At 59.4% G+C, this 12,308-nt stretch carries 13 protein-coding genes; 4 read left to right on the top strand and 9 right to left on the bottom strand.

Annotated features, from left to right (window positions below; translation table 11 throughout):
- Positions 1–207: 207 nt before the first annotated feature.
- Both ACODSN_RS01660 and ACODSN_RS01665 read left to right on the top strand, forming a co-directional pair.
- A complete protein-coding gene (locus tag ACODSN_RS01660; protein ID WP_489052639.1) occupies positions 208–1,380 on the top strand; it encodes a polysaccharide biosynthesis/export family protein in 1,173 nt (390 codons plus the stop codon).
- Between the two features lie 46 nt (positions 1,381–1,426).
- On the top strand, positions 1,427–2,242 hold the full coding sequence (locus tag ACODSN_RS01665) for a class I mannose-6-phosphate isomerase (RefSeq protein ID WP_489052641.1): 816 nt from the start codon (positions 1,427–1,429) through the stop codon (positions 2,240–2,242).
- Positions 2,243–2,250: 8 nt separating this feature from the next.
- Here ACODSN_RS01665 and ACODSN_RS01670 read toward each other — a convergent pair whose 3' ends face one another.
- The 9 genes from ACODSN_RS01670 to thiS form a co-directional block, all read right to left on the bottom strand.
- Positions 2,251–2,532, bottom strand: coding sequence for a hypothetical protein (locus ACODSN_RS01670; RefSeq protein ID WP_489052643.1), 282 nt, complete (start codon positions 2,530–2,532; stop codon positions 2,251–2,253).
- An 83-nt stretch (positions 2,533–2,615) separates the two neighbouring features.
- A complete protein-coding gene (locus tag ACODSN_RS01675) occupies positions 2,616–3,710 on the bottom strand; it encodes a mannose-1-phosphate guanylyltransferase/mannose-6-phosphate isomerase (protein ID WP_489052645.1) in 1,095 nt (364 codons plus the stop codon).
- A 31-nt stretch (positions 3,711–3,741) separates the two neighbouring features.
- Entirely contained in the window at positions 3,742–5,019 is a 1,278-nt protein-coding gene (locus tag ACODSN_RS01680; RefSeq protein WP_489053026.1) for a capsule polysaccharide biogenesis protein, read from the bottom strand.
- Complete coding sequence (locus tag ACODSN_RS01685; protein ID WP_489052647.1) at positions 5,012–6,643, bottom strand: capsular polysaccharide export protein, LipB/KpsS family; 1,632 nt, start codon at positions 6,641–6,643, stop codon at positions 5,012–5,014. Before ACODSN_RS01685 ends, ACODSN_RS01680 begins: the two co-directional genes overlap by 8 nt.
- A gap of 36 nt (positions 6,644–6,679) precedes the next feature.
- On the bottom strand, positions 6,680–7,978 hold the full coding sequence (locus tag ACODSN_RS01690) for a glycosyltransferase family 4 protein (RefSeq protein WP_489052649.1): 1,299 nt from the start codon (positions 7,976–7,978) through the stop codon (positions 6,680–6,682).
- A gap of 53 nt (positions 7,979–8,031) precedes the next feature.
- Positions 8,032–8,472 carry an HIT family protein gene (locus ACODSN_RS01695; protein WP_489052652.1) on the bottom strand — a complete coding sequence of 147 codons (441 nt, stop codon included), beginning with the start codon at positions 8,470–8,472 and terminating at the stop codon, positions 8,032–8,034.
- A 10-nt stretch (positions 8,473–8,482) separates the two neighbouring features.
- Positions 8,483–9,133, bottom strand: a complete 651-nt coding sequence (locus ACODSN_RS01700) for a CoA transferase subunit B (protein ID WP_489052654.1) — start codon at positions 9,131–9,133, stop codon at positions 8,483–8,485.
- Positions 9,133–9,843, bottom strand: a complete 711-nt coding sequence (locus tag ACODSN_RS01705; RefSeq protein WP_489052656.1) for a CoA transferase subunit A — start codon at positions 9,841–9,843, stop codon at positions 9,133–9,135. The genes ACODSN_RS01700 and ACODSN_RS01705 overlap by 1 nt, the downstream gene beginning before the upstream one ends.
- 154 nt (positions 9,844–9,997) lie before the next feature.
- On the bottom strand, positions 9,998–11,005 hold the full coding sequence (gene thiS / locus ACODSN_RS01710) for a sulfur carrier protein ThiS (RefSeq protein ID WP_489052658.1): 1,008 nt from the start codon (positions 11,003–11,005) through the stop codon (positions 9,998–10,000).
- A 150-nt stretch (positions 11,006–11,155) separates the two neighbouring features.
- Between thiS and aroQ the strand changes: the two genes are divergently transcribed.
- Positions 11,156–11,596, top strand: a complete 441-nt coding sequence (gene aroQ / locus ACODSN_RS01715; protein ID WP_489052660.1) for a type II 3-dehydroquinate dehydratase — start codon at positions 11,156–11,158, stop codon at positions 11,594–11,596.
- 227 nt (positions 11,597–11,823) lie between these two features.
- Positions 11,824–12,300, top strand: a complete 477-nt coding sequence (accB, locus tag ACODSN_RS01720; protein ID WP_489052662.1) for an acetyl-CoA carboxylase biotin carboxyl carrier protein — start codon at positions 11,824–11,826, stop codon at positions 12,298–12,300.
- Positions 12,301–12,308: the final 8 nt, after the last annotated feature.

Below are 12,308 nucleotides of genomic sequence, written 5' to 3' on the forward strand. Positions count from 1 at the left end.
ATAAAAAGCCCGAGACTAGGCGGCAAGAATGAGTCCATATCGCTCCCGACTCGCCTGATACCGCACTGCAGCCGCTTCCATTAGCAATTGCATGGCTGTCGCTCCTTTTCACTATCGCGACAAACCGCTTGCAATGGGCCATCAACTATAGTTGGACAGGACGGATGATGGACCTTGATCCGTCCAGCGATACGCTGAGGAGTTTAAATGATCGATATGCCGCTTCGCCGTTTGCAGAAGCTCAATGGTTTCAGCGCCCTCGCCCTGATTTCGCTAATGGTGACGTCAGGCTGCACCGCTGTAGGCCCGAGTAGAAAATCGGTCACCACTGCCGCAATGCAGGCGGTAAACGGCATTCAGATCATCGATCTGGATGAACGCGTCGCGCGTGGACTGGACGCGGCGAAACCAGCGGATTTTTCCGAAACCTTGGGCGACGCCCTCCCGATTGGTTCTGTCATCCAACCCGGCGACGTGCTGGAAATTTCTGTCTGGGAAGCTCCGCCTGCCGTCCTGTTTGGAACACAGGCCCTGCCGACTTCTTCTGAAACAAGCCGCTCCACCTCTTTGCCCGCGTTCCTGGTAGAACCGTCAGGCCGAATTTCCGTTCCGTTCGCGGGCATTGTCCAGGTCGCGGGACGTACATTGTCTCAAATCGAAAGCGACATTACCGGCAGACTCCGGAACAAGGCTCATTTACCGCAGGTTATCGTTCGCCTTGTGCGCAACGAGACAGCGACGGTAACCGTCGTAGGGGAAGTGACCAACAGTACACGGATGCCGTTAACGCCCAAGGGAGAGCATCTGCTCGACGCCTTGGCAGCCGCTGGGGGCACGCGCCAGCCGATTAACAAGATGTCTATCCAGGTCAGCCGGAACGGGCGGGTGCATATTATGCCTCTTGAGGCGGTCATTCGAGATCCGCGGCAAAATATCATTCTCAAGACAGGCGATGTCGTCACCGCTCTATACCAACCCTATAGCTTCACTGCACTAGGCGCCTCGGGCAAGAATGAAGAGATTAACTTCGAAGCGACTGGTCTGACCTTGGCCCAGGCGGTGGGACGTATAGGTGGCCTGCAGGATGGTCGGGCTGACGCGAAAGGTGTCTTTATATTTCGTTGGGAAGATCCTGTGACAGTTCCGAATAGAGGCGTTGGCGCCGCCATTGGCCCTGACGGGCGAATTCCGGTAATTTATCGGGTCGATATGAAGAATCCTGTGACATACTTCGCAATGCAGCATTTTAAAATTAGGGATAGGGACGTACTGTACGTATCCAACAATCCTACAGTGGAGTTTCAACGGGTTATCGGCCTGGTCGCTTCCGCGGTATTCCCTGTTCTTAATGTGACAAACACACTCAACAATAGAAACTGACGAGCGTGACACGAGCCGTCGTCAGACTGAAAGAAATATAGGGTTCATGCAAAAACTTCGTCCCCGTCATGTCGAAAAACCGTGGGGTCGCACAAGCTTGCCAGCAAGCTTCGCGAATCCTGACGGGCGGCAGATTGGCGAAATATGGTTCGAGGAATTGAACGGTAACGATCTCCCGCTGATGGTGAAATATATCTTCACCAGCGAGCGGTTATCGATCCAGGTCCATCCATCCGATGCACAGGCCCAAGCCCTAGGATTGCCGCGCGGCAAAGAGGAAATCTGGTATATTCTCGATTGCGAACCCGGTTCTACCCTTGGTATCGGCCTGACCGAACAGTTGACGTCTGAAGCATTTCGACGAGCGGCATTGGATGGATCGATCGAGCAATTCATTGACTGGAAGCCCGTTAAGCCCGGCGATTGTTATTTCATCCCAGCCGGCACGATCCATGCCATTGGAGCTGGAATCTCACTAGCTGAAATACAGCAGAATTCAGATATCACATACCGGCTGTATGATTATGGTCGCCCGCGCGAACTCCATCTGGATAATGGGCAGGCGGTCAGCCGGCTGGCACCTTATGAACGCGCGCCGATAGAAGCACCGCTGGGCAAATCCCAGCGCCTCGCATGCACTAGCGAAGCGCCGTTCTGGCTTGACCTTCTTCGCTGGGAAGACACAGCCCAGGCTACGCTTCCATCAGACGAGCCGCAAATGTGGTTTACGCCATTGAGCGGATCCGGAACGATCAATGGGCAGCCGTGGACACAAGGGGATTGCTGGCTGATAGATGGCGACTGCTCCATTATGCTGAACAGCCCGACTTCGGCACTGCTGGCCGCAGCCCGACAGCCCTAGGATACAACTCATTGTGTCGCAGCCAAAGTGATTAACGCGAGTTGGACTGAGGCAAGCAAGTTGTTGTCGCGCTCGTCATATCGGGTGGCCATAGCTCGGAAATGCGCAAGTTTATGGAAGAAGAGTTCGACAAGGTTGCGATAGTGATAAAGTAGCAGGTTGAAAGCAAGGATGCGGTTCGGTTCAGCATCGGTTGGACGCAAGCCCATGCGCGCCCCGCCAAAGTGGTGCATAGCATCGCTGTCATAGGCTTGGTCAGTAAGCAGGACGCAGCCTTTCGCCCACGCCAATCAGGCATATCTTCAAGCGATCGGCCCATCGGAACGCTAATAATCCTGTCCGCTCAGATTATGCTCTAGGAGCCAGGATTCCGTCAGCTTGGCTTCGTCCTGTTCATGAGTTCGACAATCTTTTTAATGTCCTGCGATCGGCTACGGGGCGCAACAAGGACACCTTCGGCCGTTGAGATCACTAGCATATTTTCCAGGCCAATCGTTGCGATAGGTGGGCCGCCGTCGGCATAGAGTAAATTGCCGCGGCTATCGATATCAACAACCAGACCCCGGCGGCTGTTCATATCCTCATCTTGATCTCGAATAGCCCACAACGCGTCCCATGAACCGACATCGGACCAGCCGATATCCGCCGCCACCACCGCCACTCTCTCGGCCTTTTCCATAACGGCATTGTCGATCGAAATATCGGGGGCGAGGGCAAAGCTTGCCTCATCAGGGCGAACGACGGACCCGTCGTGGATAGCGGCATCAACCGCGTTTGCACTGGCCAGCGCAACGCCCGGTGCATGCTGCCGTAGCGCGTCCAATATGGCGCTGGCCCGGAACAGGAAAATGCCCGCGTTCCAAAGGTAATTGCCTGCAGCAACATATTCTTCTGCACGCTCTATCGCTGGCTTTTCATGAAAACATGTGACTGTGTTAACGCTCTCATGGTGGAGAACCCCGCCAACTTCGATATAGCCAAATCCTGTTTCGGCATGGGTTGGCCTGATCCCAAACGTCATCAGATAGCCCTCTTTCGCCGCCGGCATGGCCCTGTAGATTAAGCGGTGAAATTCCTCGACATTGCTGATGACGTGATCGGACGGCATGACGAGCATTAGCCCGTCGCCCTGATTACGGACAATCCATTCGGCGGCAATGGCTACGGCAGCAGCCGTATTACGCGCCATCGGCTCCATTAAGATGGCCGCCGATTGAACGGCAAGGCCTGCGAGCTGTTCCTGAACAAGTTGCGCATGGGAATGGTTTGCCACGATGATCGGCGCGCCAAAGCTGGCGATACCTTGGACGCGCCGCAATGTTTCCTGCATCATCGAAAATTCGGAAATGAGGGGGATGAATTGTTTGGGTCGGTCCTTTCGTGACACCGGCCATAGCCTGGTGCCCGATCCGCCCGAAAGAATCACCGGATAAGCAAGCTCTGCTAGTAAGGACGCGTCATCACCCACGGACATTTCTCCAAAATATATTACAAATAAACTATAAAGCGGAATGAGAAAGGGACTGGACCGATCGATTGAGACCGTGTGATTGCGCCGGTACTTTGTTTATAGCCGGGCGAGTTAATCGTTCCACTGCATTTTCGACAAGTAATTTTAGACCTTCTTCGCTCAATAAGCCGCCCCGGATAAGACATCGATCCATAAGAACCCGGCGAAACGCCTCATATGTTGCGAAGTCCGGTGGTTGCGGCGCACTCCAAAACTGGTCGAGATCGGCGTCATTGACTACACCCGCAACCTTGTAGACAGCATGGCCCAGCACTGCGACCGGCTTTCCGATATTTAACGCGAGAGTCCCTACGGTGCTGTTGACCGTCACTACACCCATTGAGCGGCCGACCACTTCACCGATATCCCAGTCATCGAGATAAAAGATACGATCTGTTAGCCTGTAGCGAATAGCGAGCTTGCGGACGAGGCGCTCCCAACTAACAAGACCCGGATCGAGCGGATGGCGCTTCACCACCAGATTGATGGTGCCTGGCGCATGACAGGCAAAGCTTTTAACGATGAAACGCAACGCCGCCCGCATATCGCCGAAAGGCGAATGCAAGCGTATCTGATAATCTGAATTCAATTGGAGCGGGAGGGCGTAGTAAGGACGAGTTTTCACGACATCCCATTTGCGCTGGGATCGGGCCAACGCACTTTTCCGTGTGATGAGCTTGCGCGCCCACCCGATCGATTCGATAAAAAAACTATGCGGTCGGTGCGTTCTGTAGAACGGAAAAAGCGGTCGCATCAGGGCCGACGCGAGAGCGTTCCGCATGGTATTGCGTGCTCGTGCACGAAAAGTAGATGCGACAGGAGGCAAATGCGGATCATAATCCGGCAACCCGTCTGCCTGTTCCAGATACCATTGTGGATCCAGAGGCAGGGTCGAGTTTCCATTCACCCCATCGGCCTGAAGGGTAAGAAAATCAGGGCGAATATATCCTTCTTCGACCACATGAACCCGAATATGGCGCAATCGCGCCATCCCATGTGCCGATGCGTGATAGGGACGGCAATCACCATAAAGGATGAGGTCTGTAACGCCGTGATTGACGACAAAATCGTCAAAAAATAAAGGCCAGCTTTTGAAAGTGCCGGAATAATCTACGGAGTCGCCGACCCAGTCGATCTTGTCACCTCCGTTAATATTGATCCGCCGGGTCTTATGGCCCTTCTCAATCAATGCCGCAGACAACATGCTAAAATAAGGCCCATGGGGTCCTTGCAAAAAGAGAAATGTTTTCTGCCAAGGATCAGCCACGGAACCGCTCATAGGACAAAGTCATAATTCTTCGCAATTTCCCTTGCATCATCCGCAATCTGATAAGCCATGTCATCTTCAGCGTCGACCCCGAGGCCATCCGATCGACCATCAATTCCGGCCCACAAGGTAAACATGTGACCGGATCGAGATAGCGCGGGTAGAGGATAAGTGTTCCGGCCACCAGTTGATCCATCGTCAACCGTCTCCCCCGCAGCCCTGTTGGTCTCGCCAGATCGCGCGTTAGACCCCAGCCGGCGTAGAATGGCATGCCATGCACCGTCACCGACCTGTCGCGCATCAGCGCCTCGAAACCGGTGAGTGATGACAGGACATGCACTTCGTCGACCGCCTGCACCAGTTCCATGAGGGATGCGCCTGTGTCGATATGATCGGCATGTTCCAGCACGACGGCGTCGCTCAGATGCCCTTTGCGATGCCCTGCCTGTACATCGGGATGGGGTCGATAGACAATCCATGCGCCGGGTTCGGCACGCCGGACGCGGGCAAGGAAATCGAGATTCCCGGTGACGCCGGCTCCGCCCTGCCGAACCGAGAGATCGTCATCGACCTGACCTACCGCCAGCACAGTGCGCCGACCGACCGGCAGATCGAACATCCCTCCCGATTTCGCGCCATATTTCGTGACGCCGGTGGCCTGGATTTGCTGGCGAAGCCGGCGCGCACGCGCCACCAGAGGTTCGGGGAATGGATGGGTTGCCAGCAATGTTTCCAGGTCGCTGGCCGATCGCGCATCATAATAAATGCCAGACCGATCGACCACAACCGAGCCGGGCGGATGCAGGGCCGCCCCCAGGCCACGCGACCGCAGAAAGCCATCCTCGACGCGGCAGAAGGCTATGCCCGCCGCGGCCGCTTGCCGGGGCAGGGATTCGGGCACGCGGGACGGCCACGCCGCCAGTGCACCGCCTTGCGCCCGCGCCCTTCGCAAAGCCCGAGGCGGAGAAAGAAAGGGCGGCGACCTTAAACCATCCCACAGGAAATGCGCCATCACCTTCCGCTTCCAAAAGGCCATGCCGGTCGCGGCCGCAATGCCCCTGTTGCCATCCATGTGACGGCGCCAGTCGGCCAGTTGCCGGACGACAGCGTCGATATCGGTCGGCTCTCCGGAGAAACAGTCGCGATAGTGCGCACGGGCGAGGGCGCGCCGGGCAGCCTCCCGCAGGTCAGCGGGCGCAATGAGAAGAAGATCGGGACCGAATACGGGCACGTCCAGCAGCCCGGCCACGATCGCCAGTTCATCGTCGGCGGTCGCATGGACGGAGGCAGCTCCCTGGATCAGCGCCCAGGGATCGCAGGGCGTCGGCAAGGTCACGCCACCGACCGATGGCGAAGGCGGGTGCGCTCCCGGCAAAACGCCGATGGCACTTTGTTCGACGCCAGCAAGCCGGTCGGACGCGATGGGTACGCCCTGTCGAGCGATAAGCGTGAACCCGGTCGGCCGGTGCCCCCAGAAATCGCCGCCGACACGCGCTTGCGCGATCGCGTCCAGGACCTCGTCGCCGATCTGCGTTGCGCCCGGCTCGCTACCGCTGCTCACCGCTGCGCGCGCAGGCGCGATGCCGGGAAAGGGCGGGGAGCGCAGGAATGGCGGATTATTCATGGTGCACCGCAACTTTGCGGACCGCAGGGCATCCCGTCAAGGACGATCAGATGCAGCAACCTCGTCGAGCAATTCTGTCACGACATCGAAATAGTCCCGCCATGTCGGCGCCCGCCATTGCCTGATCCGTGACAATTGCGCCGCCCGCTCGGGCGAATCGGTGCTATGATATGCCTCGATGAGCCGCAGCCAGCCCAGGCCATCGAGCGGGTCCAGATAATCGGGCGCGTCGCCTCCCACCTCGCGATGCGCCAATATGTCGCTGCAAATCACGGGAATGCCGGCGGCCAGTGCTTCGACAACCGGCATGCCGAATCCTTCTTCGAAGCTCGGCATCAGCAAGGCGCGGGCATTGGTCACCAGACCCTGCATCTCGTCGTCGGACACTTCGCCTGCTTCGATGACATGGCCGCGCAGCGCCTCAGCACGTTCGAGCATATCGACCACATTCTCATTTTCCCAGCCGCGCCGACCGACCAGCACCAGCACCGGCGCGGCCTCGCCCAATCGCTCTACCAGCCGCCGCCACACATTCAGCAGCAACAGGTGATTCTTGCGCGGCTCGATCGTCGAAATATAGACGAAATAGGGGCGTGGGGGGATCGCGAGGCTGCGTGTCCCGAAAATATCGACGGGATCGGCGCCGAAATGGATGACGCGCACACTGCGGCCCGCCAGCCCGCGCTCCATATGCGGCGAAAGCGCGTCGATCGTGGTCTGGCTGTTACCGATGATCCCGGTGGCATAGGCGTCAATCGTGCGCACCCGCCGCCGATGTTCGTCCGCACCCTGCGGTCGAGCAAATTCGGGATGGCTGAGCGGGATGACGTCATGTACCAGGGTCACGAATTTCGCGCCCTCCGCGCGCAGGATCGCGCCCACCTGCTGCGGATCGTCCAGATGATGCGGCGACACCTGAAGATAGACACGTGGCCCCGCCCGCTTTGGCACGGGCCGGGGACGTAGCGCGAACAGGTGCCGGACCATCGCGGCCTTGTTCTTGCTCTGGTCGGGCGATCCCGCATTTCGCCATTTGGCGGCGGTGAAGGCCAGGAACTGACGCACCGCTGGTGTGCTGAGGCGGCCGTAATAGCCTCCTGCGGGATGCACGGCGGCGAAGGCCAGCCGGTCCGGAATCCGCTCCAGCAATTCGCGGGCATAGACATATTCCACCCGATCGATGCCCGTAGGAGTCGGATGAAAACAGCGCGACAGCAGGCGCGACAGGTCGAGAATAACCTCTGCTTCGCCCGGCGTCGACCGGAACGCCATGGCGGCGCGCTTGGTCAGCAGGGCCAGTCGCGCGCCGGGCGCCCTGAAGGGTTTGAGCGCCATTTAGCGCCCGTCCGAACGATCGACCCGATGGCCGAAAAAATCGGGGCTGGGCATCAGAGGTGCGCGCGAATCTCGTCGGCCAGCGCGTGCAGCACTGCCGCATCGGCGAAATCGCCCTGTGCATGCGCGGTAAAGCCCATAGGCCCGCCCTCCCAGCGCGGCACGATATGGACGTGCAGATGGAACACCGTCTGCCCGGCTGGCGCACCGTTGAACTGGGCGATGTGGATGCCGTCCGGCCGCAACGCCGCGCGGATGGCACTGGCGACCTTCTGCGCACTGGTCATCACCTGACACAGCGCTTCCGGCTCGATTTCCAGGATGTTGCGCGCCTTCGACCATTTGGAAATGACGAGTGCGTGCCCCTTCGACTGCGGCTGGATATCGAGGAAGGCGTAGGTGTGCGCATCCTCGTACAGCGTCACCGAAGGAATCTTGCCCTGAAGGATCAGGGCAAAGACATTGCTTTCGTCATAGTGGCCATCGAGGCTCATGATCGCGCCCTCAGCTCAAATAATGGGCGGTGGTCTTGGCCGCGATTTCCTCCGCCGTGACGCCGGGCGCCAGTTCGATCAGCCGGAACGGACTGTCATGGTCGGCGCGCTGGAACACGCACAGGTCGGTGATGATCATGTCGACCACGTTGCGGCCCGTTAGCGGCAGGGTGCAAGTCGGGATGAACTTGGGGTCGCCGCCCTTGCTGTTATGTTCCATCACGACGATGATCTTCTTGACGCCGGCCACGAGGTCCATCGCGCCGCCCATGCCCTTGATCATCTTGCCAGGGATCATCCAGTTGGCGATGTCGCCATTTTCCGCGACTTCCATCGCGCCGAGCACGGTCAGGTCGATATGCCCGCCACGGATCATGGCGAAGCTGTCGGCCGAACTGAAATAAGAAGATTGCGGCAGTTCGCTGATCGTCTGCTTGCCCGCATTGATGAGGTCGGCGTCCTCCTCGCCCTCATAGGGGAAGGGACCAATGCCCAGCATGCCGTTTTCCGACTGGAGCGTCACTTCGACCCCGGCGGGAATATGGTTCGCCACCAGCGTCGGAATACCGATGCCGAGATTGACGTAAAAACCGTCTTTCAGTTCCCTGGCCGCACGCGCCGCCATATCGTCACGGGTCCAGCCCTTGGCTTGCTCAGACATTATGCGGCCTCCCTCTGGCGGACGGTTCGAAATTCGATCTGCTTTTCATACGGGCTGCCAAGGACGAGCCGCTTCACATAAATGCCGGGGACATGGATGCTATCGGGATCGAGGCTGCCGGTCGGCACGATTTCCTCGACCTCCGCCACGCAAATCCTGGCGGCGGTCGCCATCGGCTGATTGAAATTGCGCGCGGTCTTGCGGAAAATCAGGTTTCCCGCTTCGTCCGCCTTCCAGCCCTTGATGATGGCGAGATCGGCGAAGATGCCGCGTTCGAGGATATAATCCTGGCCGTCGAAATTCTTGACTTCCTTGCCTTCGGCCACGGCGGTGCCGACGCCGGTCTTGGTGTAGAAGCCGGGAATGCCCGCCCCGCCAGCGCGGCAGCGTTCGGCCAGCGTCCCCTGCGGGCAAAATTCGACTTCCAGTTCGCCGGCCAGATATTGCCGCTCGAACTCCTTGTTCTCGCCGACATAGCTCGCCATCATTTTCTTGATCTGGTGCGCGCGCAACAGCTTGCCGAGGCCGACATTGTCGATCCCGCAATTGTTGGAGGCGATGGTGAGGTCCTTGACGCCATTTTCGAGGATCGCGTCGATCAGCCGCTCGGGGATGCCACTAAGCCCAAAACCACCCGAAACAATCTGCATACCGTCGAACAGCAGGCCCTCCAGCGCGGATCGGGCATCGGGGTAGAGCTTATTCACCATTCGGACGTCCTCCAGTTGCTGGCCAATGCGCATAGGCACTAGCGGCGAAAGCGTCAATTTGCCGCAAGCGGCAAAAAACGCTCAGAGATCGTTTGAGAAATCGCGACAGAGCGATTTCTGAATGCGGCACCTGCCGTCTTCCTCAAACAGACGCTCAGATCAAGCCGGCGAGCGGACTCGATGGATCGGCATATAGCCGCTTGCCCATGCGTCCGGCGCGATAGGCCATGCGCCCGGCCTCGACCCCCGCCTTCATCGCGGCAGCCATCAACACCGGGTCCTTCGCTTCGGCAATGGCCGTATTCATCAGCACCCCGGCGCAGCCCAACTCCATCGCCTGTGCCGCCTCCGACGCGGTGCCGACACCCGCATCGACCAGCACCGGCAGGCTCGTGCCCTCCACGATCAGGCGGATCGTCACCCGGTTCTGAATGCCGAGGCCAGAGCCGATCGGCGCACCCAGCGGCATGATCGCGACCGCGCCTGCATTCTCCAGCCGCTTCGCCGCGATCGGATCGTCGACGCAATAGACCATCGGCTTGAAGCCTTCCTTGGCGAGGATTTCGGTCGCGCGCAGCGTTTCCACCATGTCGGGATAGAGGGTACGCGCCTCGCCCAGCACTTCGAGCTTTACCAGGTCCCAGCCCCCGGCCTCGCGCGCGAGCCTCAGGGTGCGGATCGCATCCTCGCCGGTGAAGCAACCGGCGGTGTTGGGCAGATAGGTGATGACCTTGGGATCGATATAATCGGTCAGCATCGGGGCTTTGGGATCGGACACATTGACGCGGCGGACCGCGACCGTGACGATCTCCGCACCCGATGCCGCGAGCGCTGCGGCATTCTGTTCGAAGCTCTTATATTTGCCGGTGCCCACGATCAGCCGCGACCGGAAAGTCCGGCCCGCCACCGTCCAGCTGTCCGCATCGACCGCCGCGACCGGATGGTCGCCGCCACCAACAAAATGCACGATCTCCAGCTCGTCGCCATCCTCGACCCTGACCTGCGCCAAAGTCGATCGCGGCACGACCTCCAGATTGCGCTCCACCGCCACCTTTTCGGGCACGAAACCAAGCTCGCTCGCCAGTTCGGCCAGCGTCATGCCGTCGCGAATGCGGCGATGCTCGCCATTGATATGGATGGAGATGGTGCCGTCTACGCTCACTGTTTCATTCCCACTGGGACAATCCCGTTCGTGCCTTGCAGATAACGTGTCTCGACTTGGCGCGACACGAAGGGCTAAAGATCAGCGCGCATATAGGGCCGCTGTGGCACGGCCCGCAACATACAACTCTTGATGCCGGGGGGACGTCCGATGGCCGACGCACGCAAAATCTATGTGTTGAACGGACCCAATCTCAACATGCTGGGAACGCGCGAGCCGGAAATCTACGGCTATGACACGCTCGATGACATTGCCGAGCGCATGGAGGATGTCGCCACCCGCGCCCATGTGGAGCTGGATTTCCGCCAGTCGAACCATGAAGGCCATCTGATCGACTGGCTGCAGGAAGCCAATATGGAGGGCGCGCATGCCGTCCTCCTCAACCCCGGCGGCCTGACCCATACGTCGGTGGCGCTGCATGACGCGATCAAGGGGATCAGCGTGCCGGTGATCGAAATTCACCTGTCCAACCCCCATGCGCGCGAGCCGTTTCGCCACAAAAGCTATGTCGGCATGGCGGCGAAGGGCACGATCGCGGGCTTTGGCGCGATGTCCTATATGCTGGCGCTCGAAGCCGCGTTCGAATTGTAAGAGTCCATTTGGAAATGCGCGGAAGAGCGCATTTCGGTTGCGGCACCGGCCCTCACCCCCACCCGACCGCCCATTCAGGATACACTCTGTGGGAGGTCGGGTGGGGGTGAGGGCCGGTGCGGATGCGCCAGAGGCGCATTTCCAAACAAACTCTAAAAGTTGCGCTTGGACGTAAAGGCGCATAGGCGCTTGGCGCAATAGACAGAATAGACCGCTAGGGACCGGACATGAACGACAAGACTGAAAAGGGTGCGATGCAGGTGGATGTGCAGCTGGTGCGCGATCTCGCCGCGCTGCTGGACGACACCAATCTGACCGAGATCGAGGTCGAGGATGGCGATCGCAAGATCCGCGTCGCGCGCAAGGCCGCCAGCAACGGCGCCCCCGCCTTCTACGCCCCGCCGCTGGCCGCTGTCGCCCCCGCGCCGGCAGCAGCGCCAGCCGCTTTGGCCGAACCGGCCCTCCCGGCCGGCACCATCGTCCACTCGCCGATCGTCGGCACCGCCTATCTTTCGGCGGAACCGGGCGCCGCCGCCTTTGCGCGGATCGGCGCACAGGTCAGCGCCGGCGAAACCCTGCTGATCGTCGAGGCGATGAAGGTGATGAACGCGATTTCCGCGCCGTCCGCCGGCATGATCAAGGCGATACTGGTCGAAAACGGCCAGCCGGTCGAATATGACCAGCCGCTCGTCGTGATCGAATAAGGCGGCAT

The sequence above is a fragment of the Sphingobium sp. FG11 genome, from assembly GCF_057809915.1.

What these genes read in the sequence shown, in the direction of transcription:
- accB (WP_489052662.1), top strand. Translation starts at nt 11,824, where the DNA reads ATGAACGACAAGACTGAAAAGGGTGCGATGCAGGTGGATGTGCAGCTG.
- ACODSN_RS01665 (WP_489052641.1), top strand. Translation starts at nt 1,427, where the DNA reads ATGCAAAAACTTCGTCCCCGTCATGTCGAAAAACCGTGGGGTCGCACA.
- ACODSN_RS01660 (WP_489052639.1), top strand. Translation starts at nt 208, where the DNA reads ATGATCGATATGCCGCTTCGCCGTTTGCAGAAGCTCAATGGTTTCAGC.
- ACODSN_RS01685 (WP_489052647.1), bottom strand. Translation starts at nt 6,643, where the DNA reads ATGAATAATCCGCCATTCCTGCGCTCCCCGCCCTTTCCCGGCATCGCG.
- aroQ (WP_489052660.1), top strand. Translation starts at nt 11,156, where the DNA reads ATGGCCGACGCACGCAAAATCTATGTGTTGAACGGACCCAATCTCAAC.
- ACODSN_RS01700 (WP_489052654.1), bottom strand. Translation starts at nt 9,133, where the DNA reads ATGTCTGAGCAAGCCAAGGGCTGGACCCGTGACGATATGGCGGCGCGT.
- ACODSN_RS01695 (WP_489052652.1), bottom strand. Translation starts at nt 8,472, where the DNA reads ATGAGCCTCGATGGCCACTATGACGAAAGCAATGTCTTTGCCCTGATC.
- ACODSN_RS01705 (WP_489052656.1), bottom strand. Translation starts at nt 9,843, where the DNA reads ATGGTGAATAAGCTCTACCCCGATGCCCGATCCGCGCTGGAGGGCCTG.
- ACODSN_RS01690 (WP_489052649.1), bottom strand. Translation starts at nt 7,978, where the DNA reads ATGGCGCTCAAACCCTTCAGGGCGCCCGGCGCGCGACTGGCCCTGCTG.